The organism is Cupriavidus pauculus, assembly GCF_003854935.1.
GTDB classification, from domain to species: domain Bacteria; phylum Pseudomonadota; class Gammaproteobacteria; order Burkholderiales; family Burkholderiaceae; genus Cupriavidus; species Cupriavidus pauculus_C.
This window is the reverse complement of the sequence record NZ_CP033969.1, coordinates 590,066-614,884: the sequence shown is the minus strand read 5'-3', so window position 1 is coordinate 614,884 and position 24,819 is coordinate 590,066. Positions and strand designations below refer to the sequence as shown.

The window sequence follows — 24,819 nt, the reverse complement described above, 5'->3', positions numbered from 1 at the left end:
TCGATAGAATGTCTGGTCCAGGGTGCCAGGCCGCGCGCCGGTGCCCGCCCCCTCCCCGTCCGCCCCCAAGGAATCCGCGATGAAGCTCGTCATCGGCAACAAGAACTACTCGTCCTGGTCGCTCCGTCCCTGGCTGCTGCTGCGCCAGGCCGGCATCGACTTCGAGGAAATCCCGCTGCGCCTGTTCACGAAGGCGTTCAACGAGGAAATCGCGCGCTACTCGCCGGCCGGCAAAGTGCCGGCGCTGGTCGACGGCGACCTGACCGTCTGGGATTCGCTGTCGATCTCGGAATACGTGGCCGAGCGCTTTCCGCAGCTTCAGCTCTGGCCGGCCGACGCGGCCGACCGCGCCGTGGCCCGCTCGATCTGCGCCGAGATGCATTCGGGCTTCTTCAACCTGCGCAACCAGATGCCGATGAACGTGACCGCCGTGCTGCCGGGCCTGGGCTGGAACGTGGCCGTCCAGCAGGACATCGACCGCATCGCCACCATCTGGACCGACCTGCGCGCGCGCCACGGCGCCAAGGGGCCGTTCCTGTTCGGCACCTTCACGGTGGCCGACGCGTTCTACGCGCCCGTGGTGAGCCGCTTTGCCACGTACGGCGTGCACCTGCCCGAAGCGGCCAAGGCATACGCCGATTTCATCCTGGCGCTGCCCGCGCTGCAGGAATGGGTGGCCGCCGCGCGCGAGGAACGCGATTTCGTGCCGGCCGACGAACCGTACCGCCTGCGCCCCGAGCGGCCCGACGCGATCATCGTCACGGGATGACCATGCAGGTGTATGCCGTCGGCGGGGCCATCCGCGACCAGCTGCTGGGCAAGCCCAGCCAGGACCGCGACTACGTGGTGGTCGGCGCCACGCCGGCCGAGATGGAGGCGGCCGGCTACAAGCCGGTGGGCAAGGACTTCCCGGTGTTCCTGCATCCGCAGACGCGCGCCGAATACGCGCTGGCGCGGACCGAGCGCAAGACGGCGGTCGGCTACAAGGGGTTTGCGTTCCATACCGGCCCCGACGTGACGCTGGAGGACGATCTGGCGCGCCGCGACCTGACCATCAACGCGATGGCGCAGGCCGTGGACGCGCATGACAACCTAGTCGGCGAGATCATCGACCCGTTCAACGGCCGGCAGGACCTGCAGGCGCGGGTGTTCCGCCATGTGTCGGACGCCTTTGCCGAAGACCCGGTGCGCATTCTGCGCGCGGCGCGGTTTGCGGCGCGCTTCCACGACTTCACGGTGGCCCCGGAGACCGTCGCGCTGATGCGCCGGATGGTGGAACTGGGCGAGGTCGACGCGCTGGTGCCCGAGCGCGTCTGGCAGGAACTGGCGCGCGGGCTGATGGAGGATCGGCCGTCGCGCATGTTCGACGTGTTGCGCGACTGCGGCGCGCTGGCGCGGCTGATGCCCGAGCTGGACCGGCTGTGGGGCGTGCCGCAGCGGGCCGACTACCATCCCGAGGTCGATACCGGCGTGCACGTGATGATGGTGCTGGACTACGCCGCCCGGCGCGGCTTCTCGCTGCCGGTGCGGTTCGCCGCGCTGACCCATGACCTGGGCAAGGGCACCACGCCCCAGGATGTGCTGCCGCGCCATATCGGCCACGAGCAGCGCAGCGTCGCACTGCTGGAGGACGTCTGCCGGCGGCTGCGCGTACCGAACGACTGCCGGGAACTGGGGGTGCTGGTGGCGCGCGAGCACGGCAACATCCACCGCTCGGGCGAGTTCGGCGCCGCTGCGCTGACGCGGCTGGTGGAGCGCTGCGACGCGCTGCGCAAGCCAGACCGCTTCGCCGAGGCCCTGCGCGCCTGCGAGGCCGACGCCCGCGGCCGGCTGGGCTTCGAGGACCGCGACTATCCGCAGGCGGACCGCCTGATGACCGCCCGCGACGCCGCCGCATCGGTCGACGCCGGCGCCATCGCCAAGGCATGCGCCGACCGCGTGGACCAGATCAAGGAACAAGTCCACAAGGCCCGCATCGCGGCAGTGGCGGAAAGGCTGGGGGTGGCGGGGTAGGAATTGTTTTGTGTTTTCTCCCCTCTCCCGCCTGCGGGAGAGGGGCCGGGGGTGAGGGCCAGCGGTCCAACATGCGATGTGGTCGGCAAGCAGACCCTCAACGCCCTCTCCCCCAACCCCTCTCCCGCGATGCGGGAGAGGGGAGCAAAGCGGGGCGTGCGGCGATTTCACGGCCGGCCCTCACCCCCAACCCCTGTCCCGCGAGGCGGCAGAGCGAAGCGAAAACACCCCCCGCTACAGCAGCTTCCCAATCACCAGGGCCACCAGCGACAGCAGGATCGTCGACGCGAATGGCAGTACGTATTCCCGGCCGAATACGCGGAAGCGGACGTCGCCGGGCAGGCGGCCCAGGCCGAGTTTCTGGAGCCAGGGCAGCGCGGCCGACAGGATGATCACGCAGAGGAAGATGGTCAGGGTCCAGCGCATCATGATGGGGACCCCGGTCAGAGTGCGTAGCTGCGGTCGCCGCGCGAGAAGCCGGCCAGTGGCAGCGCGTCGTCGATGCCGCGCGTCAGCGCGATGACCTTGAACAGCTCGCCCATCTCGGCCTCGCTGAGCAGCTTCTGCACGGCGTTGGCCTGCGGCAGGAAGCTGGCGGCGTCCGATGGGTCGAGCGACATCATCAGGTCGGTGATGCCGGCGTTCATCAGGAATCGGGCCTGCGAGGCAAAGCCGGCGACGGTCAGGCCGGCGTCCGATGCCGCCTCGGCGATGCCGGTGAAATTCACGTGGGCCGTGATGTCCTGCAGCCCGGGGTACAGGAACGGGTCCGGGTGGGCGTGATGGCGGTAGTGGCACATCAGCGTGCCGCCCACGCGCTGCGGGTGGTAGTACTCCGACGCCGGAAAGCCATAGTCGATGAAGAACGCCGCGCCACGCGTTAGCAGGGCGCCGACCGCGCGCGCGAAGCCTTCGGCCTCGTCGTGGGTCTCGGTGACCACGTCGTGGTCGCCTTCGATGGCGGCCAGCCGGGCCGGTATCGCGGCGTCGGCCAGCAGGCGGTCCTGGAACGCGAAGGTGTCGCCCTGGCGCACCACGCCGCGTTCGTGCCAGCGGCCGCCGATGCGGGCGAACAGCCGCACCGGCATGGCGTCGAGCACCTCGTTGCCGACGATGACGCCCTCGAAGGCGTCCGGCAGCGCGTCGAGCCACTGCACGCGGGCGGCCAGGTGCGGCGCCCGGCGAGCCAGCGTGTCCTGCTGGCGCGCGCGCAGTTCGCCGGACAGCTCGACGATGCGGTAGGTATCGGGCAGCGCGCCTTCGGCTTCCAGCGCCAGCAGCAGGTCCGCCGCCAGCCGGCCCGTGCCGGCGCCAAATTCCATCACATGCGGCAGCGCCTGGCCGATCAGCGGCGCAAACTGCCGAGCCAGCGTGCGGGCGAAGAACGGCGTGAGTTCGGGGGCGGTGATGAAGTCGCTGCCGTCGTCGGCGCCCCGGCCGAACTTCGCGGCGCCGCCGCTGTAGTAGCCCAGGCGCGGAGCGTAGAGCGCCAGCGACATGTAGCGTTCGAAGCCGATCCAGCCGCCGGCCGCCGCGATGGCGTCGCCGATGACGGTGGAGAGGGCCTGCGAGGCACCGAGCGCGTCGGCGGAGGGAAGGGGTAGACTAGCGACTTTCTGCATACCGCGAATTGTAGCAATGCCAGATTCGAATACTCAGGGCGCCGCCGGCGTCCCCTCGCGCGGCGTGGCGCTGGTGACCGGCGCCGCGCGCCGGCTGGGCCGGGCCATCGCGCTGGAGCTCGCCATGCAGGGCTGGGACGTCGCCGTCCACTGCAACCGATCGCGCGACGAGGCCGAGGCGCTTGCCACGCAGATCCGCGGGCTGGGCCGACGGGCCGCCGTGCTGCAGGCCGACCTGGCCGACGAGACCGCCACGGCCCGGCTGATCGCGGCGTGCGCCGCAGAGATTGGCGTGCCGACGTGCCTGGTCAACAACGCGTCGCTGTTCCAGTACGACGTGGCGACCAGCTTCTCGTATGGCTCGCTCGACACCCACATGCGCACCAACGTGGCGGCGCCGCTGCTGCTGGCCCGCGAGATGCACAAGGCGCTCGGCGCCGACGGCAACCAGACCGAGCAGCGCGGCGTGGTGATCAACCTGCTGGACCAGAAGCTGAACAACCTGAATCCGGACTTCCTGTCGTACACGCTGTCGAAGTCCGCGCTGCAGACCGCCACGGTGCAGCTGGCCCAGGCGCTGGCGCCCCGGCTGCGCGTGGTGGGCGTGGCGCCGGGCATCACGCTGGTGTCGGGCGACCAGTCCGATCCGGGCTTCGTGCGCGCCCACGCGATGACGCCGCTGGGCAAGTCCAGCACGCCGGACGACATCGCCCACGCCGTGGCCTACCTGGCCGGCGCGCGCGCCGTGACCGGCACCACGCTGTACGTCGACGGTGGCCAGCACCTGATGCCGCTGGCCCGCGACGTGATGTTCCTGACCGAATGAGCCGTACCTCGATCGACCCTGCCATGACCTTTGCCGCCCTTTCCCACCCCAGCCTGCAAGACTGCCGCCGCATGTTCCTGCGCAACTTCGAAGTGCAGATCAACATCGGCGTGCATGAATTCGAGAAGAAGGGCGAGCAGCGCGTGCTGGTGAACATCGACCTGTTCGTGTCGCTGGCCGAGACCACTCCCCAGGCCGACCGGCTGGAGGAAGTGGTCGACTACGACTTCATGCGCAATACCGTGGCCGCCCGCATGGCGCAGGGCCACATTCACCTGCAGGAAACGCTGTGCGACGACGTGGCGCGCGCCATGCTGCAGCATCCGAAGGTGCGCGCGGTGCGCGTGTCGACGGAAAAGCCCGACGTCTACCCGGACTGCGAGTCGGTCGGCGTAGAGGTGTTCCACATCAAGCAGGGCTGAGGACGGCCAGCCGGGACCGGCGCCTGCGGACGCACAACCCGGCGGACGGGCCGGTTTAGTAGAATATCGCCCCGTCCATCCCGGCATTTCTTTCGGGCGCCCGGCCATTGTTCAGCGCCGGCCCCGTCACAGGTACGTCTTATGAGTCACTCGGCTAACTTCTACCGGCTTGAAACCCGTCTGCAGTCGCAGACCGGCAAGGCCATCGGCGACTTCGGCATGATCGAGGACGGCGACACCGTCATGGTCTGCATGAGCGGCGGCAAGGACTCGTACACGATGCTGTCGGTGCTGACGGCGCTGCAGAAGCGGGCGCCGATCCAGTTCAAGCTGATCGCGATGAACCTGGACCAGAAGCAGCCCGGGTTTCCCGAGCACATCCTGCCCGAATACCTGAAGTCGCTGGGCGTGGAATATGTGATCGTCGAGGCGGACACGTATTCGATCGTCAAGGAGAAGGTGCCCGAGGGCAAGACGACCTGCTCGCTCTGCTCGCGGCTGCGCCGGGGCGTGATCTACCGCACGGCCAAGGAACTGGGCGCCAACAAGATCGCGCTGGGCCACCACCGCGACGACATCGTCAACACGTTCTTCCTGAACATGTTCTTCGGCGGCAAGATGAAGGCCATGCCGCCCAAGCTGGCCACCGACGACGGCCAGCACATCGTGATCCGGCCGCTGGCGTACTGCTCGGAGAAGGACATCGCGTCGTACGCGCGCGCCATGGCGTTCCCGATCATCCCGTGCAACCTGTGCGGCTCGCAGGAAAACCTGCAGCGCAAGAAGGTCAACGAGATGATCCAGCAGTGGGAGCGCGAGCACCCGGGCCGCATCGACAATATCTTCTCGGCGCTGCGCAACGTGGTGCCGTCGCACCTGGCCGACACCGACCTGTTCCCGTTCACGGGGCTGGCCACCGGGCTGGCCAAGGTCGACGAGGCGTCGCTGTTCGGCGAGACCACCTACAGCCAGCAGGCGCTGCAGTTCACCGGCAACGTCGAACCGAACCGGATGGAGTTCGTCCGCTTCGACCGGATCGGGAAGGACAAGGCGGAGGAGCGGCCGACGGCCGCTTGATCTCTGCTGGGATGTTTCTGCCCTCTCATGCATGCGGGAGAGGGGAGCCAAACACCGCCAGCCGGCTCCCTGACCCGCCTACTTCGCCGCCTGCGACGATTCCCCGCCGCCACGCATCAGCGATCGCGTGTCCGCGATCCAGCCGTCGAAGCGTTTCACGGCGTGGGCCTTCTGCTCGGGCGTGGTCATGTTGGCGATCTTGACGGTCAGGTCCACGCCGGCTGACGTGCTGCGCTGCTCGCCGGCAGACGGCCGCTGCCAGTGGTCGGCGTACTTCCGCAGCATGTCTTCCACCTGGGCCTTGGGCGGATGGTTGGTGGACACCTCGCGGGCAATCTCCACCCATTCCTGCTGCCGCTTCACGCGCTCGGCGTAGCGGGCCTCGGCGCCCTGCATGTACGGCCCCATCGCCGCGCGGATTTCCTGCTCCTGCTCGGTCGAGAAGTTGCCGTAGACCAGCTTGGAATAGTCCATGATCTTGTCAAACCGCGCCTCGGTGCGCGCCGCAGGGTCCGGCTTCAGGAATTCCTTGCGGTACTTGGCGTTGCTCTCCGCGAACTTGGCCTCCATGCGCTTGATCTGGTCCGGCGTCAGCGTCAGCAGCAGGTCCGCCAGGTCCGGCACGGCGTTCTCGAACGCCTGGCGGCCCAGGCGGTTGGTGTCCTGCTGGACTTGCCGGATCATGCCGGCGTCCACCGGGCCGGACACCTCGCCGCGCACCCGGGTCAGCACCTTTTCGATCTCGGGCAACTGGGCGCGGCGGTGCCAGCCAAAGAAGCGGGCGATGGCCTCCTTGGTCGGCGGCTCCTGGGCGTCGGAGACGTCGACATAACGGTCCACCCACCAGTAGGCCAGGCGGTCGCCCTGCTGGTAGCCGAGCTTCATCGCGTTGCAGCCGGCCAACGCCGCGACCATGGTAAATGCTGCAAACCATGCAAAAACGCGGCGTGACCAAATGTGAACAACCGTAACGCCAGGTGATCGTCCTAATGCGGCGCAGGCACGCATGCTAGAATCGGCGCGCATCTTCCCAGGGCTCGCGAATCGCCCGCCAGCCCAATGCTGGCAACGGTTCAGCGCCATCTGCCATAGCGCTCCCAGGCTCGGATTCTTCAGATTTTTCTCGGACACACTCACTTAGGAACCTCCTTGTGAATATCGTCATTCTTGCCGCGGGCATGGGCAAGCGCATGAACTCCGCGCTGCCCAAGGTACTGCACCCGGTCGCCGGCCAGCCGATGCTGGCACATGTGCTCGATACTGCCCGTACGCTCGCGCCGTCCCGGCTCGTCGTCGTGGTCGGCCATGGCGCCGAGCACGTACGCCAGGCCGTGGCTGCCGACGATGTCGCCTTCGCCGAGCAGGCGCAGCAACTGGGCACCGGCCATGCCGTGATGCAGGCACTGCCCCTGCTCGATGACGCCCAGCCTACCCTCGTCCTGTACGGCGACGTGCCGCTGACGTCGGCCGCCACGCTGCAACACCTCGTGCAGGCCGCCGGCAGCGAGCGCATGGGCGTGCTGACCGTCGAGATGGCCGATCCCACCGGCTACGGCCGCATCGTGCGCGACGCCGCCGGCAACATCGTCCGGATCGTCGAGCAGAAGGACGCCAGCGACGAAGAACGCGCGATCCGCGAGATCAACACCGGCATCATCGTCTGCCCGACTGGCCACCTGCGCAACTGGCTTGCCACGCTGGGCAACGACAACGCGCAAGGTGAGTACTACCTGACCGATACCATCGCACGCGCCGCCGCGGACGGCGTGGAGATCGTGTCGTCCCAGCCCGCCGCGCTGTGGGAGACGCTGGGCGTCAACAGCAAGGTCCAGCTGGCCGAGATCGAGCGCATCCACCAGCGCAACATCGCCCAACGTCTGCTTGAAGCGGGCGTCACGCTGCTGGACCCCGCGCGCATCGACGTGCGCGGCCAGCTTACCTGCGGGCGCGACGTGACCATCGACGTGGGCTGCGTGTTCGAAGGCCGCGTGCACCTGGACGATGGCGTGCACATCGGTGCGCACTGCGTGATCCGCAACACCACCATCGGCGCCGGCGCGCGCGTGCAACCGTTCTGCCATTTCGAGGAAGCAAAGATCGGGCCGGACGGCCGCATCGGTCCGTACGCGCGGTTGCGCCCGGGTGCCGAGCTGGGCCAGGACGTGCACATCGGCAACTTCGTCGAGGTGAAGAACAGCCAGATTGCCGACCACAGCAAGGCCAACCACCTGGCCTACGTGGGCGACAGCACGGTGGGCCAGCGCGTGAACATTGGCGCGGGTACCATCACCTGCAACTACGACGGGGTGAACAAGCACCGCACGATCATCGAGGACGATGTCTTCATCGGCTCCGATACGCAGCTGGTGGCGCCCGTGGTGGTGCGCCGCGGCGCCACGATCGGCGCGGGCACCACGCTGACGAAGGAGGCGCCGGCCGACAAGCTCACGCTGTCGCGCGCCAAGCAGATGACGATCGACGCCTGGCAGCGTCCGGTCAAGCAACCGAAAAAATAAAGGGGTTCAGCTATGTGTGGCATCGTCGGCGCGGTTTCGCACCGCAATATCGTTCCCGTCCTGATCGAAGGGCTGCGTCGCCTGGAATATCGCGGCTATGACTCGTGCGGCGTGGCCGTTGTGCGCGACGCGATCCTGGAGCGCGCCCGCACCGTGTCGCGCGTGGCGGACCTGGACACGCAGACGCAGGCGTCCGGCCTGGGCGGCCACCTGGGCATCGCGCACACGCGCTGGGCCACGCACGGCAAGCCCGATACGGTCAACGCCCACCCCCATTTCTCGGACGAGACCATCGCGCTGGTGCACAACGGCATCATCGAGAACTACGAGCCGCTGCGCGACGAGCTGCGCGCCGTGGGCTACGGGTTCGAGTCGCAGACCGACACCGAAGTGGTGGCGCACCTGATCCACCAGGCGTACACGTACCCGAGCAGCGCCACGCGCGGCGACCTGTTCGGCTCGGTCCGCGTGGTGACCAAGCGCCTGCACGGCGCCTACGCGATCGCCGTGGTGGCCAAGGACAATCCCGACGTGGTGGTCGGCGCCCGCGCCGGGTCGCCGATGGTGGTGGCGCTGGGCAACGACGAGTCGTTCCTGGCATCCGACGCGCTGGCCGTGGCCGGCACCGCCAACCGGATCATCTACCTGGAAGAGGGCGACGTCGTGGAGCTGACGCGCGCCGGCGCCACGATCCGTGACATCAACGACATCGAGGTGGTGCGCGAGGAGCGCGTGGTGGAGGCGCACGCCGCCGCCGTGGAGCTTGGCCCGTTCCGCCACTTCATGCAGAAGGAAATCTTCGAGCAGCCGCGCGCGCTGGGCGACACGCTGGAAGGCATCGCCGCGATCACGCCGGAACTGTTCGGCCCGACCGCCGCCGAGGTGTTCGCCGGCATCGACAGCATCCTGATCCTGGCCTGCGGCACGAGCTACTACTCGGGCTGCACGGCCAAGTACTGGCTGGAGTCGGTGGCCCGGATCCCGACCCAGGTGGAAGTGGCCAGCGAATACCGCTACCGCGACACCGTGCCGAACCCGCGCGCGCTGGTGGTGGTGATTTCGCAATCGGGCGAGACGGCCGACACGATGGCCGCGCTGCGCCACGCCCGCTCGCTGGGCCACCAGCACACGCTGGCCGTCTGCAACGTGGCCACCAGCGCCATGGTGCGCGAGACCGAACTGCGCTTCCTGACGCGCGCCGGCACCGAGATCGGCGTGGCATCGACCAAGGCGTTCACCACGCAGCTTGCCGCGCTGTACATGCTGACGCTGGCGCTGGCCAAGGTGCGCGGCCACCTGACCGAGCAGGAAGAAGCCGACGCACTGACCAACCTGCGCCACCTGCCGGCCGCGCTGCACGGCGTGCTGGCGCTGGAGCCGCAGATCATCGCCTGGTCCGAAGACTTCGCCCGCCGCGAAAACGCGCTGTTCCTGGGCCGCGGGCTGCACTACCCGATCGCCCTGGAAGGCGCGCTGAAGCTCAAGGAAATCTCGTACATCCACGCCGAAGCCTACCCGGCCGGCGAACTGAAGCACGGCCCGCTGGCACTGGTGACCGAGGCCATGCCGGTGGTGACGGTGGCCCCGAACGACGCGCTGCTGGAAAAGTTGAAGTCCAACATCCAGGAAGTGCGCGCCCGCGGCGGTCGCCTGTACGTGTTCGCCGACTCGGACACGCACATCCAGTCGTCGGATGGCATCCAGGTGATCCGCATGCCCGAGCACTACGGCGCGCTGTCGCCGATCCTGCACGTGGTGCCGCTGCAACTGCTGGCCTACCACACGGCCTGCGCCCGCGGCACGGACGTGGACAAGCCGCGCAACCTGGCCAAGTCGGTGACGGTGGAGTAAGGGCCGGGGCCGCGCCAGGGTCTACCCGGCACAAGGGCCGCCTTCGGGCGGCCCTTTTTCATTGCCGCTACCGGCCGATGGTGCCGCGCGCAAGGGCTTGGCAGATAACCCCGCCAGGGATGGCGGAATGCATTTCGCGGTATCCTTGCCGGCATGCTGCGTTCGCGCCTCTCCCAATCGGCGCCGCGTGGCGCGCCTGCCCCGTGCCTGCATCATGCCGCGCGGGCCCCATGGCGCCTCCAGCGAAATCAATATGAAAGACCTAGAAAGTGAGCTGATCGGCTCCGCCCGGCTGCCGACCCGCTATGGCCAATTCACCGCCCATGCCTTCCAGGGCCTGGATACCGGTACCGAACACCTTGCGCTCTCGATGGGCGATATTTCGGGCGATGACGTGCTGCTGCGGCTGCATTCGGAGTGCCTGACCGGCGACGTGTTCGGCTCCTGCCGCTGCGATTGCGGCGAACAGCTCGACCTGGCCATGAAGAAGATTGCCGAGGAAGGCCGCGGCGTGCTGCTGTACCTGCGTGGCCACGAGGGCCGTGGCATCGGGCTGTCGAACAAGATCCGCGCATATGCGCTGCAGGATGGCGGACTCGACACCGTGGACGCCAACCTGGCGCTCGGCCAGGCCATCGATTCCCGCACCTATGCGTTTGCGGCCGACTTCCTGCGCCAGTGGGGCGTCAATTCCGTGCGGCTCATGAGCAACAATCCGGTCAAGATCAAGGCGCTGGAAGACGCGGGCATCAAGGTGACCGAGCAGATGCGCCATATCGTCCCGTCTAACGCCGAGAACGAAAAGTACCTGGCGACCAAGCGGTCGCGCATGGGACACCTGCTGGACTGAATCCCGCGTCATGCCGCGCCTGTAGGCGCAGACCGACATCGGCTTGCGAGGCGTCCCGACAGCCTGCGCGAGGCGGCTCTTCTATCTTGGAACCAAGGACCGCGCGGCCTTCAGCGCCGCTGCGGGATGTTCCATGCGCCGTGGCACCGGGGGTGCCGCGCACGATGAGAGGAGTTCGTTATGGCTGACAACAATGTGTCCGTACTCAATGATCTGATCGAAGTTTCGCGCGACGGCGAGGAAGGCTTCCGCAAGGCGGCCGAGGACGCGAAGAATCCCGAGCTGAAGACGCTGTTCTCCAGCCGCGCGACCGAATGCGGCGCCGCCGTGCGCGAGCTGCAGAGCCAGGTGGTGGCACTGGGCGGCAAGCCCGAGGATCACGGCAGCGTGGCCGGCGCGCTGCATCGCGGCTGGGTGAGCCTGCGCTCGGCGGTGTCGGACCGCACCGACCTGGCGATCCTGGAAGAAACCGAGAAGGGCGAGGACGTCGCCAAGAAGAAGTACGCCGACGCGCTGCAGGAAACCGACCTGAGCTTCGATATCCGCGCGCTGATCGAGCGCCAGTACCAGGGCGTGCTGCGCAACCACGACCTGATCCGCGACCTGCGCAACCGTTATCGCGCCAGCGGCGAATAATCGCTGCGGCAGCGGCACTGCCCGATGCCAGTGAAAGCGCCTCCGCCGGAGGCGCTTTTATTTTGCCGAAATCGAAATCAGTATCACTTGCATAATCGCGCGAAACATAATTTATTTGCGCGCCAAATGGCTGGAAAGCCGCGCCGGGCTTGAAGTTCCGGTCTCGCCCATTACCATGGAAAATCACCGCCAGGCATTTTAGGGGCAGCCGTCATGAAAGCCGACAAAAAGGTCATCCAGTTGCTGAATGGCCAGCTCAAGCACGAACTCACCGCGATCAACCAGTATTTCCTGCACGCCCGCATCTATCGCCACTGGGGGCTGACGGCGCTGGGCAAACACGAGTACGACGAGTCGATCGAGGAAATGAAGCACGCCGACCGCCTGATCGAACGCATCCTGATGCTCGACGGCCTGCCGAACCTGCAGGACCTGGACAAGCTCATGATCGGCGAGAACACCGAGGAAATGCTCGGTTGCGACCTGAAGCTGGAGCTGGTGTCGCAGGCCAACCTCAAGGACGCGATCAAGTACTGCGAATCGGTCAGCGACTACGTGTCGCGCGACATCCTGACCGACATCCTCGACGACACCGAGGACCACGTCGACTGGCTGCAGACCCAGCTCGAACTGGTGCGCAAGGTCGGCCTGCAGAACTACCTGCAGTCGGCGATGGGCAGCCCCGAGGGCTAGCCGGCCGGCCAGGCGCGCCGCGCCCTGCAGGCTTTTTCCACTTGGGCTACACTGCGCCCCGCACCACAGGACGGCCCGCTCGGTCCGTCTTCTCCCCGGGGCGGGGTGGCAGAGTGGTTATGCGACGGCCTGCAAAGCCGTTTACGACGGTTCGATTCCGGATCCCCGCCTCCATTTCCCTGCGGTTTTCCCTTTCGGTTTCCAGTTCGCCGACGCGCGTTTCGCCGTCATGAACGATAGCGATACTCACGCCCGCCCTGGCGCATTTCATGCTCCCGGTTTCACCAGGCGTGGCACGCGTCGCATCCGGTGATTTCCCTCTGGAATCCCGGCCGCGATTGCGATACTGTGGGGCGCACGCGCACCAATCGTCAGCATTTCACCGCTCTCGGACGCGCGCGTCGTCGTATGACTGGCGGGCCAAACATTATCGGCCCGCGGCGCACCCGGTTTCACCATGCAGGGCTTCCATGGCGTATCCGTCGCAACGTGATGAGAGAAACAGAGGCTCCAAATGATTAAAGACCTGCGAATCCGCATGGCTCAGCCGTCGGATGCGCCCGCCATCGGGGCCGTTCTTGAGCGGTGCGGCCTGCCGGTGGACGATCTGCCGCGGCTCGTGGGCGAGTTCCACGTGGCTGTCATGGATTCGCAACTGGTGGGCTGCGCCTGCGCCGAGCTGTTCGGCGACACGGCCATCGTCCGCTCGGTGGCCGTGCTGCGCGAATGGCGCGACCAGGGCGTGGCCAGCCACCTCGTCAACGCGGTGATGATGCGCGCGCGGGCCAACGGCAGCCGCCGCGCCGTGCTGCTGACCTCCACCTGTCCCAGCTATTTCGCGCGCTACGGCTTCTCGCTGATCCACGCCTCGAAGCTGCCGCCCGAGGTGCTGGAAAGCCAGGAATTCCTGCGCCTGCGCAATACCAGCGCGCTCTGCATGAGCGCCGAACTGGCGTAGGCGCGGCCGGCAGGGATTCGCAAAAGCGTCAATAATCGGGCCTTCACTTTCTGCCAGATCGAGGAGACCCCATGCCAGCCACCGTCCGCGCCATCCGCCTCCACGAATTCGGCCTGCCGCAGGTCATGCGGCTGGAGCCCGTCGAACTGCCCGAGCCGGCGCCCGGCGAGGCGCGCGTCCGGCATACCGCGATCGGCTTCAACTTCATCGACATCTACCAGCGCCGCGGCACGTACCCGCTGCCCGCCGGCACGGGCCTGGGGTTCGAGGCGGCCGGCGTGGTCGAGGCCGTGGGGCAAGGCGTGACCGACGTGGCCGTGGGCGATCGCGTGGCGTACATGAACGCGGGCCTGGGCGCCTATGCGGAGGGTCGCAACGTGGCCGTGGACCGGCTCGTGAAGCTGCCAGATGCCGTCAGCGACGAACAGGCCGCCGCCACGATCTTCAAGGGCATGACCGCGCAGTACCTGGTGCGCCATACCCACGCGGTCAAGCCCGGCGACACGGTGCTCGTGCATGCCGCCGCCGGCGGCGTGGGCCAGATCCTCAGCGGCTGGGCCAAGGCGCTGGGGGCGCGCGTGATCGGCACGGCGGGCTCGGCGGCCAAGTGCGAGCGTGCGAAGGCGGCTGGCTGCGACGTGGCCATCGACTACAGCCATGGCGACTGGGTCAAGCAGGTGCGCGATGCCACCGGCGGCCAGGGCGTGACCGTGGTCTACGACGCCGTGGGCAAGGACACCTTCCTGGGGTCGCTGGACTGCGCGCAGACCTTCGGCATGGTGGTGCTGTACGGCGCCGCGTCGGGCCCGGCGCCGGCCATCGAGCCCGAGCTGCTGAACAAGAAGGGCTGCCTGTTCCTGACGCGCCCGTCCGTGTTTCCGCACAACGCGGATACCGCGCGCTTCCGCGCTAATGCGAAGGACCTGTTCGACGCCATCGCGGCCGGCCACGTCAAGGTCGACATCGGCGCCCGCTTTCCGCTGGCCGACGTGGCGCGCGCCCACGAGGCGGCCGAGCGCCGCGAGACCACCGGCGCCATCCTGCTGCTGCCCTGAGCGGCGCGTCCGCCGTCGCCATTCGGTCATCCCCGGCACGAATGAAGTGACGGGGGCGAAATAATGTCGGCCGCCGCCCGGATTAGACTGCCGCCACAGGGCCGTCCGCCTGGCCGGCCCAGCCAAGGAGACGATCGATGTTCGAAGGTTTCAAGACGCACCGCATCGACCACGACGGCGTGGCCATCCATGCCGTGGTGGGCGGCGACGGCCCGCCGCTGTTGCTGCTGCACGGCCATCCGCAGACCCATGTGATCTGGCACAAGGTGGCCGGCGAGCTGGCGCGGCACTACACGGTGGTGGCCACCGACCTGCGCGGCTATGGCGACAGCGGCAAGCCCGCCGGGCTGCCCGACCACAGCAACTACAGCAAGCGCACCATGGCGGCCGACCAGCTGGCCGTGATGCGCGCGCTGGGCTTCGAGCGCTTCCGCGTGCTCGCGCACGACCGTGGCGCCCGCGTGGCCCACCGCCTGGCGGTCGATCATCCGCAGGCCGTGGAAAAGCTTGTCACGCTCGATATCGCGCCGACGCTGGCGATGTACTCGCAGACCACCGAGGCGTTCGCGCGGGCCTACTACCACTGGTTCTTCCTGATCCGCCCGGCGCCGTTCCCCGAGACGCTGATCGAAGCCGATCCGGCCCAGTACCTGCAGCAGACCATGGGCAGCCGCAGCGCGGGCCTGTCGCCGTTCACCGACGCCGCCATGGCCGAATACCTGCGCTGCCTGCGCCAGCCGGGTGCGGCGCACGGCCTTTGCGAGGACTACCGGGCCAGTGCCGGCATCGACCTGGAGCACGACCGGGCCGACATCGACGCCGGCCGCATGGTCGAATGCGAGATGCTGGCGTTGTGGGGCGCCAACGGTGTGATCGGAAAATGTTTCCAGCCGCTGGATGAATGGCGCAAGGTGGCGCGCCGCGTGCGGGGCCACGCGCTGCCCAGCGGCCACTACATCGCCGAGGAAATTCCCGAGCAGTTGCTGGCCGAAGTGCTGCCGTTCCTGCGCGGGTGATCGGCGCCAAGTATCTGATTCGTCAATGAATTGAGCCGGCCGGTCGCCCCATCCCAGGGTGACGGGGCCGGCTCCGGCCGTTCTCCACTGCCGGCCCGCTCAGTTGAGCGGCGCGCCGCATCGATCACATTCTTCCCGCCCCAGTCTTCGCTTTCTGTCAGCAGACCGCTCAAGCACCCGTCTGCACGGTTCGCCGGGTGCTGGCATCATCGCTAGCTGGACTTAATCCGATGGAAATCTGGCCGATACATGCATTCGTGAATGTATGTATAATCCGACGCCAAAATTCCCTCAGAAACTGTCCTGCCGCTGTTCCCAACCACAATGACGTACCGATTTATCGCAAGCTGCCTCGCCATCTGGCTCGGAATCTGTGTTGCCGCGAGCTGGGTGGTGGAGAGGCTCTGGGCCTGACCCGACCGCGGCACCCCGGTGCATCGGCCGGCCCGGCAGTCGTTTGCGTCTTGTAGCCGAGCCACTCTTCGAATGCCTTCATCCATGAAGTCAGAACAACAAGAACGTCGCATGCACCTCGCCAAGTCTCCCCGCACCCTGTTTGTCGCCCGCCTCGTCGCGGCTGCCGCGCTCGTCGCCGGGGCCAGTTCGGCCGCCAGCGCCGAGGAGCTGGTGGGCTGGAGCCACCCGGCCGTCCACGTGGCCTATGGCCGCGACACGAGCCATGACGTCAACAAGTACGAAATCGGCGTGAACTTCAACACGCCGCTCCAGTACGGCAACCCGCAGGGCTGGCTGCTGCGGCTGCAGGCGGAATTCAACGTCGCCGGCTGGGACGCCCGTGGCGGCACCAATCCGCAGAACCTGTTCGAATTCGGCATCTCGCCGATCCTGCGCGTGGAAAAGCGCGGCGGCTACTTCGTGCCGTTCGCGGAGGCGTCGGTGGGCCTGCGCGTGCTGACGCACGCTGGCACGTCCGACGAGCACCGCATGGGCAGCGCGTTCCAGTTCTCGGACATGCTCGGCGTGGGCGTGGGCTTTGGCAAGAACGCCAACACCGAGGTCGGCTTCCGCTTCCAGCACATCTCGAACGCCGGCATCAAGGAACCCAACCCGGGCAGCAACTTCTACACGGGCTACGTCCGCTACCGCTTCTGAGCGGCCTGGCCGGGTCAGGCGGCGCGGGCCGCCTGCGTCCGGCCGCTGCGCACGGCGTCGAAGAACGCCCAGAGCTGCGGGGCGTCGCTGGTGGCGACGTTGAAGCGGATCCAGGGCGAATCGGCTTCGTCGGGCTCGAAGTACGATCCCGGCGCCAGCCAGATGCCGTGCGCCAGGGCCAGCGTGGCCAGTTCGGTGCCGGTCGGCCCGCCGGGCTGGCCGTCCGCCGCCAGCCGCGCCCAGGCGAACATGCCGCCATCGGGCCGCAGTATCATCTCCAGCCCATGGGCTTCCATCTTTTCCGCCACGCGATCCTGTTGCGCACGTAGCCGTTCGGCCAGCGCCGCCACGTGGCGCGCGTAGTGGCCGCTGGTCAGCACCGAGTAGACCAGCCGCTCGGTCACCTCCGACGACGTCAGCCCCACCGCCATCTTGGTCCGCGCGAACGCCTTGGCCAGGTCCGGGCTCGCGGCCAGGTAGCCAACCCGCAGCGAAGGCGTGATCGTCTTCGAGAACCCGTTCACGTAGACCACCTGCGACAGGCCGTCCATGGCCGCCAGCATCGGCGAACCCGCCGGCGCCAGTTCGCGGTAGATATCGTCCTCCACCACCAGCAGCCGGTGCCGCTCGGCCAGTTGCAACACGCGAAACGCGTTCATGCTCGTCAGGCTGGCGCCGGTCGGGTTCTGCAGCACCGTGTTGACGAACAGCGCGCGCGGGGCGTGCTGGCGGATGGCATCTTCCAGCGCGTCGGTGTCCAGCCCGGCCGCTGTGCGCGGCACGCCAACCGCCCGCAAGCCGGCCAGCCGCAGGATCTGCAGCAGGTTGCAATAGCACGGCGACTCCACCAGCACCGTCTCGCCGGGCCGCAGCAGCGTGCGGACGACCAGGTCCAGCGCCTGCGTGGCGCCCTGCGTCAGCACCACCTGCTGGGCCTGCACCGGCATCCCGTACTGGCCCAGGTGCACGGCGATATGCTCGCGCAGCGCGCCAAAGCCGTACGGATGGCCGTAGCCGGACACCTGCGCGGCCGGCACGCGCGCCGCGCTGCGCATGGCCTGGTGCAGCCCTTCCTCGTTGAGCCAGTCGCCGGGCAGCCAGCCCGCGCCGGCCTTGATCGGCACCGAATGGTCGGCAAAGACATCGGACAGCAGCCAGGCGGCGTTGAGCACCGGCGCCTCCCATTGCGCCGCGCGCGCCTGGCCGGCCGGCGCGTGCCGATGGGCCACCGTGTAGCCGGAACCAGGCCGGGCCGTCAGGTAGCCCAGCGCCGTCAGTCGCCCATAGGCTTCGGCCACCGTGAACGTGCTGACGCCATGCTGCTGGGCAAAGCGGCGCACCGACGGCAGCAGGGCGCCTGCGCGCAGCGCGCGCTGGTCCACCAGCGCGGCGATACCGGCGACGATCTGCTCGGTCAGGGTCTCGCCGCCACGGCGGCTGCGTGCGAGGTTCAGGTTCAGCATGGCAAGGTGGGATAGGGCGGAAACCTGTACAGTGTACTGGCTCGGCCAGCCACGGCGTGCAATGTTGCGATGCAGCGTAATGGCCGGTGCTGCAAGGCATTGCGGGCAGGGGCCGGCGTCCGGCAAGCCGAGGCGGGGCCCGCAGACCTGTACGGTTGCCGGCATCGAAACTGTACGGTGAGGCGGCGATCTCGGGACCGTATATTCTTTACGCCAGACCCCGCCGGTAGAGTTGCCGGAAACCGTGGCGCCGCCGCCGGCGTGCGCCATCCCCGCTCACCGCACCCCGCACCAGGAGAACGTATGGACGCCGCCAAGACCGTGATTCCCGATCTCGAAGCCCTGTGGATGCCGTTCACGGCCAACCGCCAGTACAAGGCCGCCCCGCGCCTGCTGGCATCGGCCAGCGGCATGCACTACACCACCCACGACGGCCGCAAGATCCTGGACGGCTGCGCCGGCCTGTGGTGCGTGGCCGCGGGGCACGCGCGCAAGGAGATCGTCGACGCGATCGCGCAGCAGGCGGCCACGCTGGACTACGCGCCGCCGTTCCAGATGGGCCATCCGCTCGAATTCGAGGCCGCCACCAAGGTGGCCGCGCTGATGCCCAAGGGGCTGGACCGCATCTTCTTCACGAACTCGGGCTCGGAATCGGTCGACACGGCGCTGAAGATCGCGCTGGCGTACCACCGCGCGCGCGGCGAGGGCCAGCGCACGCGCATCATCGGCCGCGAGCGCGGCTACCACGGCGTGGGCTTTGGCGGGCTGGGCGTGGGCGGCATCGGGCCCAACCGCAAGATGTGGTCGGCCAACGTGATGCCGGGCACCGACCACCTGCCCGCCACGCTGAACATCGCCGAGGCAGCGTTCTCGAAGGGCCAGCCGCAGTGGGGCGCCCACCTGGCCGACGAACTGGAGCGGCTGGTGACGCTGCACGACGCGTCGAACATTGCCGCCGTGATCGTGGAGCCGATGGCCGGGTCGGCCGGCGTGCTGATCCCGCCCGTGGGCTACCTGGAAAAGCTGCGCGAGATCACCAGCAAGCACGGCATCCTGCTGATCTTCGACGAAGTCATCACCGCGTTCGGCCGCCTGGGCGCCGCCACGGCCGCCGAGCGCCTGAAGGTCACGCCGGACCTGATCACGATGGCCAAGGCCATCAACAACGCCGCCGTGCCGATGGGCGCCGTGGCGGTGCGCCGCGAGGTGCACGACGCCGTGATCAACGCCGCGCCGCAGGGCGGCATCGAACTGCCGCACGGCTACACCTACTCGGGCCATCCGCTGGCGATGGCCGCGTGCATCGCCACGCTGGACCTGTACAAGCGCGACAAGCTGTTCGAGCGCGCGGCCGAGCTGGCGCCCAAGTTTGAATCGGCCGTGCACGCCCTGCGCGACGCGCCGTTCGTCAAGGACATCCGCAACCTGGGGCTGGTGGCCGGCGTGGAGCTGGAATCGCGCCCCGGCGCGCCGGGCGCGCGCGCCTACGAGGCGTTCCTGAAATGCCTGGAGCTGGGCGTGCTGGTGCGCTACACCGGCGATATCCTGGCGTTCTCGCCGCCGCTGATCATTTCCGAGGCCGAGATCGACCAGCTTTTCGACACCGTCAGGCAGGCGCTGCAGAGCATCCAGTAAAGACCCGCCGGCACACCAGAGGAAGACCGCAGTGAACATCGCAGAAAACCGGCAGATCGCCGAAATCCATCACTACATCGGCGGCACCGTGCAGCGCGCGGGCGCCGACCGCTTTGCCGACGTGTTCAACCCGGCCACCGGCGCCGTGGCGGCCCGCGTGGCCATGGGCAGCACCGACGACGTGGCCGCTGCGGTGGCCGCCGCCAAGGCCGCCTGGCCGGCCTGGGCCGAGACGCCGCCGCTGCGCCGCGCGCGCATCCTGTTCAAGTTCAAGGAACTGCTGGACAAGCACCACGACGACCTGGCCGCGCTGATCACGCGCGAGCACGGCAAGGTGTTTTCCGACGCCCGCGGCGAGGTGACGCGCGGCATCGAGGTGGTGGAGTTTGCCTGCGGCATCCCGAACCTGCTCAAGACCGACTTCACCGACAACATCGGCGGCGGCATCGACAACTGGAACCTGCGCCAGCCGCTGGGCGTGGTGGCCGGCATCACGCCGTTCAACTTCCCGGTCATGGTGCCAATGTGGATGTTCCCGGTGGCGCTGGCCTGCGGCAACACGTTCGTGTTGAAGCCGTCGGAGCGCGACCCGTCGCCCAGCCTGCTGATTGCCGACCTGCTCAAGCAGGCCGGCCTGCCCGACGGCGTGTTCAACGTGGTGCAGGGCGACAAGGTGGCCGTCGACGCGCTGCTGGCCCACCCCGACGTGCAGGCGCTGTCGTTCGTCGGCTCCACGCCGATCGCCGAGTACATCTACACGGAAGGCACGAAGCACGGCAAGCGCGTGCAGGCGCTGGGCGGGGCCAAGAACCACCTGGTGGTGATGCCGGACGCGGACCTGGACCAGGCCGTGGACGCGCTGGTGGGCGCCGCCTACGGATCGGCCGGCGAGCGCTGCATGGCGATCTCGGTGGCGGTGGCCGTGGGCGACGTGGCCGACCGGCTGGTGCCGCGCCTGGCCGAGCGCGCCGCGTCGCTTAAGATCCGCAACGGCATGGAAGGCGACGCCGAGATGGGCCCGCTGGTCACGGCCGCGCACAAGGCCAAGGTCGAGGGCTATATCGCCCAGGGCGTGGCCGAGGGCGCCACGCTGGTGACCGACGGGCGCGGCCACAAGGTGGACGGCCACGAGAACGGCTTCTTCGTCGGCGGCACGCTGTTCGACAACGTCCGCCCGGACATGACGATCTACAGGGAAGAGATCTTCGGCCCGGTGCTGTCGGTGGTGCGCGTGCACGATTTTGCCGAGGCGGTGGACCTGATCAACGCCCACGAGTTCGGCAACGGCGTGTCGTGCTACACCAGCGACGGCGGCATCGCCCGCGCGTTCGCGCGCCAGATCCAGGTGGGCATGGTCGGCATCAACGTGCCGATCCCGGTGCCGATGGCGTGGCACTCATTTGGCGGCTGGAAGCGCTCGCTGTTCGGCGACCACCACGCCTACGGCGAGGAAGGCGTGCGCTTCTACACGCGCTACAAGAGCGTGATGCAGCGCTGGCCGGACAGCATCGCCAAGGGCGCCGAGTTCACGATGCCGGTGGCGAAGTAGGGCGGCACCCTCCGCTCCGACCCAGCAAGCGCTCCCTCGTGGAGCGCTTTTTATTGGCCGGCGGCCCCGTGTATCATCGCGCCCTCGCCGGCGGCCCCCGCCTTCCACGAGATGTGCGGTTCCGGCCGCCGGCGCGACTGGTACAACCTATAGTCAATGCACCCGATGCACCCGACTGACCGCCCGGAGCCCCTCATGAGCCTATTCCGCACCAAGAACATTGAATCGATGCTCGACGTAAGCGAGCACGACGGCTTGCGCAAGGTGCTGGGCCCCGTGGATCTGGTGCTGATGGGCATCGGCGCCATCATCGGCACGGGCATCTTCGTGCTGACCGGCACGGGCGCGCTGACGGCCGGGCCGGCGCTGACCGTGTCGTTCGTGATCGCGGCCATGGCCTGTGGCTTTGCAGCGTTGTGCTATGCAGAGTTTGCGTCGGCAATTCCTGTGTCCGGCTCGATCTACACCTACAGCTACGCCACGCTGGGCGAGATCGTCGCGTGGATGATTGGCTGGGACCTGCTGCTGGAATACGGGCTGGCCACGTCGGCGGTGTCGGTGGGCTGGTCGGGCTACTTCCAGTCGCTGATCGCCGGCTTCGGCATCCGGCTGCCGGCCGCGCTGACCGCCGCGCCGGGGGCGGTGCCGGGCGTGGAGACCGTGGTCAACCTGCCGGCCATCCTGATCATGCTGGCGATTACCTGGGTGGTGTCGTACGGCGTGCGCGAGTCGGCGCGGCTCAACAACGTGATGGTGGCGATCAAGGTGGGCGTGGTGCTGCTGTTCATCGCCGTGGGCGTCTGGCACGTGCAGCCGGCCAACTGGCAGCCGTTCGCGCCGTTCGGGCTGTCGGGCATCTTCAATGCGGCGGCGCTGGTGTTCTTCGCGTTCATCGGCTTCGATGCGGTGACGTCGGCCGCCGAGGAGGTGCGCAACCCCGGCCGCGACCTGCCGATCGGCATCGTCGGCTCGCTGGCGGTCTGCGCCATCCTGTACGTGGCCGTGTCGGCCATCATGACCGGCATCGTGCCGTTCGCCAAGTTCGCGGGCGTGGACCATCCGGTGTCGCTGGCGCTGCAGTACGCCGGGCAGAACTGGGTGGCCGGGTTTGTCGACCTGGGCGCCATCCTGGGCATGACCACGGTGATCCTGGTGATGACCTACGGCCAGACGCGCATCATCTTTGCGATGTCGCGCGACGGCCTGCTGCCCGAGAAGCTTTCCGAGGTGCATCCCGTCCACGCCACGCCGTTCAAGGCCACGTGGACCGTGGGCATCGTCTTTGCCACGATTGCCGGCTTCGTGCCGCTGAACGTGCTGGCCGAGCTGATCAACATCGGCACGCTGTCGGCGTTCACGCTGATCGCGGTGGCGACGCTGGTCCTGCGCCGCACCCATCCGCACCTGCCGCGCACGTTCCGCTGCCCCGGCGTGCCCGTGGTGCCCCTGCTGGCCGTGGCGTTCTGCGTGTTCCTGATGGCCCACCTGCAGGCGCTCACGTGGATCGCGTTCCTGTGCTGGCTGGCGCTGGGGCTGGTGGTCTACTTTGCCTACTCGCGCCGCAACGCCGTGCTGCACAACCACGGCGGCGACGCCCAGGGCTGATCAGCGGCGGCCCGCTTGCTCGAAGAACGCCCGCGAGCGCGGCTCGCCGGCATAGGCCGAATTGATGCGCACCCAGGCCGACGTCTCGCCGCCGGGCCGGAAGAAATGGCCCGGCGCCAGCGCGATGCCCTGGGTCTCGGCCATCGCCACCAGCTCGCGCGAATCGTCGATGCCGGGCGCGCGGGCCCACAGGAAGTTGCCGCCGGCCGGCTCGCAGAACACTTCCCAGCCGTACTGGCCCAGGATCTTGACCGCGCCGGCCGTCACCTCGCGCGTGCGCACGCGTAGCCGTTCCACGTACTTGCGGTAGGCGCCGCGCTCCAGCATCGCCGCCGTCACGGCTTCGGCAAAGTGCGATCCCGCCACGCTGGTCAGCACCTTCACGTCGATCAGGTCCTTGATCAGCGTCTTGTCCGCCACCAGGTACCCCACCCGCAGCGCCGCCGACACGGTCTTCGAGAAGCCGCCGATGTAGATCACGTGCTCAAGCTGGTCCAGCGTGGCCAGCCGGTCGGTGAAGTTGAGCTGGAAGTCCGAGAAGATGTCGTCCTCGACGAACCGGAAGTTGTGGCGCCGCGCTAGTTCCAGCAGCCGGAACGCCACCGGCGGCGACAGCGTGGAGCCGGTGGGGTTCTGCAGCACGCTGTTGGTGAAGAACAGCTTGGGCTTGTGGTCGCGCAGCAGCCGCTCACAGGCTTCGGGGTCGGGCCCGTTCGGCGTGTGCGGCACGCCCACCAGCTGCACGCCGTGCATGCGCAGCAGGCCGAACAGGTTGTAGTAGCCGGGGTCCTCGACGAACACCGTGTCGCCGGGCTTGAGCAGGTGGCGCACGATCAGGTCCAGCGCCTGGCTGGCGCCCGAGGTGATCAGCACCTGCGTCAGGTCGGCCTCGATGCCCACCTGGCGCACGCGCGTCAGCACGTGCTTGCGCAGCGCCGGGTGGCCCAGCGGCGTGGCGTAGTGGATCACGCTGTCGATGTCGTGCCGCGTGATGTGGCGGATGGCCTGCGTCAGGCCCTCCACGTCGCGCCATTCCTCGGGCACGAACCCGCCGGCCAGCTTCAGCATGCCGCTGGGGTGGTGGAACTGGTCGATGATGTGCTCGGACAGGTCCTCGGCCAGGCTCGGGTCCGACCAGCCCCGGCCCTGCCGCCCGGTCAGCGCGCTCTCCGCCACATAGAAGCCCGAGCCCTGGCGAGAATCGACCAGCCCCTGCGACACCAGCCGGTCATACGCCTCGATGACCGGAAAGCGGCTGATCCGGTGCTCGGCGGCCAGCGCGCGGATCGATGGCAGGCGCGCGCCGGGCGCGGCCTCGCGGGAGCTGATCCACGTCTTCACGCCCAGCACGATCTGCTCGGTCAGCGGGACGCCCGTGGATGGGTCGATTACGAGTTGCATAAGTGACGGGGGCGGCAAGTGTCAGTCGAAACTACTGAACAGTCCAACGAAAACTGTTCGGAACTGTGCATGGGATTGTAGTCGCCGCCGTGGATAAATGTGGCCATGGCGCAGCGCCCCCTAATCCGCCCGATCCCTTGATCCAGAGCGGCTGCGCCGGGCAAGGCAAGGAGACACCGATGCGTGAACTCAGGACATTCGAACTCGACGAAACCGGCCGGCCGGTGGGCTGGCGCGCCCGCCACGGCCAGAGCGTGACCGCGCTGGAAGGCAGCCTGTGGCTGACCGTGGAAGGCCATCCGCGCGATATCTGGCTGCGCGCCGGCGATACCCACGTGCTGACCGAAGGCGACCGCGTCTGGCTGTCGGCCGAAGGCGGCGCCGCGCGCTTCCAGCTTGCCGAGACGCCGGCGCCGTGGTCGCTGCGCCGGACGGTATTCGTCATCCGCCAACTGGCGCGCCGCTGGGGCGAACGCAAGACCGACGCCTTCGGCGACTGCCCGCGCGTGCACGCCTGA

At 68.1% G+C, this 24,819-nt stretch carries 23 protein-coding genes and 1 tRNA gene; 19 read left to right on the top strand and 5 right to left on the bottom strand.

The features are described 5' to 3' along the window. Window positions 1-79: 79 nt before the first annotated feature. Both EHF44_RS04520 and EHF44_RS04515 read left to right on the top strand, forming a co-directional pair. On the top strand, window positions 80-769 hold the full coding sequence (locus EHF44_RS04520) for a glutathione S-transferase family protein (protein WP_124682643.1): 690 nt from the start codon (window positions 80-82) through the stop codon (window positions 767-769). Between the two features lie 2 nt (window positions 770-771). Beyond that, window positions 772-2,013 carry a multifunctional CCA addition/repair protein gene (locus tag EHF44_RS04515; protein ID WP_124682642.1) on the top strand — a complete coding sequence of 414 codons (1,242 nt, stop codon included), beginning with the start codon at window positions 772-774 and terminating at the stop codon, window positions 2,011-2,013. A gap of 234 nt (window positions 2,014-2,247) precedes the next feature. Here the strand turns inward: EHF44_RS04515 and EHF44_RS04510 are convergent, their stop codons facing one another. Both EHF44_RS04510 and EHF44_RS04505 read right to left on the bottom strand, forming a co-directional pair. Then, complete coding sequence (locus EHF44_RS04510) at window positions 2,248-2,442, bottom strand: DUF2905 domain-containing protein (protein WP_124682641.1); 195 nt, start codon at window positions 2,440-2,442, stop codon at window positions 2,248-2,250. A 14-nt stretch (window positions 2,443-2,456) separates the two neighbouring features. Beyond that, on the bottom strand, window positions 2,457-3,635 hold the full coding sequence (locus tag EHF44_RS04505; protein ID WP_124682640.1) for a class I SAM-dependent methyltransferase: 1,179 nt from the start codon (window positions 3,633-3,635) through the stop codon (window positions 2,457-2,459). A gap of 16 nt (window positions 3,636-3,651) precedes the next feature. Between EHF44_RS04505 and EHF44_RS04500 the strand changes: the two genes are divergently transcribed. The 3 genes from EHF44_RS04500 (at window position 3,652) to ttcA (ending at window position 5,960) form a co-directional block, all read left to right on the top strand. Beyond that, complete coding sequence (locus EHF44_RS04500; protein ID WP_172966008.1) at window positions 3,652-4,461, top strand: SDR family oxidoreductase; 810 nt, start codon at window positions 3,652-3,654, stop codon at window positions 4,459-4,461. A gap of 23 nt (window positions 4,462-4,484) precedes the next feature. Further along, window positions 4,485-4,883 carry a dihydroneopterin aldolase gene (locus tag EHF44_RS04495; RefSeq protein ID WP_124682639.1) on the top strand — a complete coding sequence of 133 codons (399 nt, stop codon included), beginning with the start codon at window positions 4,485-4,487 and terminating at the stop codon, window positions 4,881-4,883. Between the two features lie 141 nt (window positions 4,884-5,024). After that, window positions 5,025-5,960, top strand: a complete 936-nt coding sequence (gene ttcA, locus EHF44_RS04490) for a tRNA 2-thiocytidine(32) synthetase TtcA (protein WP_124682638.1) — start codon at window positions 5,025-5,027, stop codon at window positions 5,958-5,960. Between the two features lie 78 nt (window positions 5,961-6,038). Here the strand turns inward: ttcA and EHF44_RS04485 are convergent, their stop codons facing one another. Next, complete coding sequence (locus EHF44_RS04485; RefSeq protein ID WP_253699977.1) at window positions 6,039-6,875, bottom strand: DUF6279 family lipoprotein; 837 nt, start codon at window positions 6,873-6,875, stop codon at window positions 6,039-6,041. A 236-nt stretch (window positions 6,876-7,111) separates the two neighbouring features. Between EHF44_RS04485 and glmU the strand changes: the two genes are divergently transcribed. The 10 genes from glmU (at window position 7,112) to EHF44_RS04435 (ending at window position 16,648) form a co-directional block, all read left to right on the top strand. After that, window positions 7,112-8,476, top strand: a complete 1,365-nt coding sequence (gene glmU / locus EHF44_RS04480; RefSeq protein WP_124682637.1) for a bifunctional UDP-N-acetylglucosamine diphosphorylase/glucosamine-1-phosphate N-acetyltransferase GlmU — start codon at window positions 7,112-7,114, stop codon at window positions 8,474-8,476. Window positions 8,477-8,488: 12 nt separating this feature from the next. Further along, complete coding sequence (gene glmS, locus EHF44_RS04475; RefSeq protein WP_124682636.1) at window positions 8,489-10,327, top strand: glutamine--fructose-6-phosphate transaminase (isomerizing); 1,839 nt, start codon at window positions 8,489-8,491, stop codon at window positions 10,325-10,327. Window positions 10,328-10,580: 253 nt separating this feature from the next. After that, the gene (gene ribA, locus EHF44_RS04470; RefSeq protein WP_124682635.1) at window positions 10,581-11,177 is read left to right on the top strand and encodes a GTP cyclohydrolase II; all 597 of its coding nucleotides are present in this window, start codon (window positions 10,581-10,583) and stop codon (window positions 11,175-11,177) included. 180 nt (window positions 11,178-11,357) lie between these two features. Beyond that, a complete protein-coding gene (locus EHF44_RS04465; RefSeq protein ID WP_124682634.1) occupies window positions 11,358-11,813 on the top strand; it encodes a PA2169 family four-helix-bundle protein in 456 nt (151 codons plus the stop codon). A gap of 213 nt (window positions 11,814-12,026) precedes the next feature. Further along, entirely contained in the window at window positions 12,027-12,506 is a 480-nt protein-coding gene (gene bfr, locus EHF44_RS04460; protein ID WP_124682633.1) for a bacterioferritin, read from the top strand. 99 nt (window positions 12,507-12,605) lie between these two features. Continuing rightward, window positions 12,606-12,680: transfer RNA gene (locus tag EHF44_RS04455), tRNA-Cys, on the top strand. 340 nt (window positions 12,681-13,020) lie between these two features. Continuing rightward, window positions 13,021-13,464 carry a GNAT family N-acetyltransferase gene (locus EHF44_RS04450; protein ID WP_124682632.1) on the top strand — a complete coding sequence of 148 codons (444 nt, stop codon included), beginning with the start codon at window positions 13,021-13,023 and terminating at the stop codon, window positions 13,462-13,464. Window positions 13,465-13,535: 71 nt separating this feature from the next. After that, a complete protein-coding gene (locus EHF44_RS04445) occupies window positions 13,536-14,519 on the top strand; it encodes a quinone oxidoreductase family protein (protein WP_124682631.1) in 984 nt (327 codons plus the stop codon). 137 nt (window positions 14,520-14,656) lie between these two features. Then, on the top strand, window positions 14,657-15,535 hold the full coding sequence (locus tag EHF44_RS04440; protein WP_124682630.1) for an alpha/beta fold hydrolase: 879 nt from the start codon (window positions 14,657-14,659) through the stop codon (window positions 15,533-15,535). 525 nt (window positions 15,536-16,060) lie between these two features. Continuing rightward, window positions 16,061-16,648 carry an acyloxyacyl hydrolase gene (locus tag EHF44_RS04435; RefSeq protein WP_253699975.1) on the top strand — a complete coding sequence of 196 codons (588 nt, stop codon included), beginning with the start codon at window positions 16,061-16,063 and terminating at the stop codon, window positions 16,646-16,648. A gap of 14 nt (window positions 16,649-16,662) precedes the next feature. Here the strand turns inward: EHF44_RS04435 and EHF44_RS04430 are convergent, their stop codons facing one another. Further along, window positions 16,663-18,111 (bottom strand): PLP-dependent aminotransferase family protein, encoded by a 1,449-nt coding sequence (locus tag EHF44_RS04430; protein WP_124682628.1) that lies wholly within the window; start codon window positions 18,109-18,111, stop codon window positions 16,663-16,665. A gap of 303 nt (window positions 18,112-18,414) precedes the next feature. On the opposite strand from EHF44_RS04430, the gene EHF44_RS04425 reads away from it, so the two are divergent. From EHF44_RS04425 to EHF44_RS04415, 3 genes are all read left to right on the top strand, one after another. Beyond that, entirely contained in the window at window positions 18,415-19,746 is a 1,332-nt protein-coding gene (locus EHF44_RS04425; protein ID WP_124682627.1) for an aspartate aminotransferase family protein, read from the top strand. 31 nt (window positions 19,747-19,777) lie between these two features. Beyond that, complete coding sequence (locus EHF44_RS04420) at window positions 19,778-21,295, top strand: CoA-acylating methylmalonate-semialdehyde dehydrogenase (protein WP_124682626.1); 1,518 nt, start codon at window positions 19,778-19,780, stop codon at window positions 21,293-21,295. A 195-nt stretch (window positions 21,296-21,490) separates the two neighbouring features. Next, on the top strand, window positions 21,491-22,900 hold the full coding sequence (locus EHF44_RS04415) for an amino acid permease (protein WP_124682625.1): 1,410 nt from the start codon (window positions 21,491-21,493) through the stop codon (window positions 22,898-22,900). Here EHF44_RS04415 and EHF44_RS04410 read toward each other — a convergent pair whose 3' ends face one another. Beyond that, a complete protein-coding gene (locus tag EHF44_RS04410) occupies window positions 22,901-24,301 on the bottom strand; it encodes a PLP-dependent aminotransferase family protein (RefSeq protein WP_124682624.1) in 1,401 nt (466 codons plus the stop codon). Window positions 24,302-24,480: 179 nt separating this feature from the next. Between EHF44_RS04410 and EHF44_RS04405 the strand changes: the two genes are divergently transcribed. Continuing rightward, a complete protein-coding gene (locus EHF44_RS04405; RefSeq protein ID WP_124682623.1) occupies window positions 24,481-24,819 on the top strand; it encodes a DUF2917 domain-containing protein in 339 nt (112 codons plus the stop codon).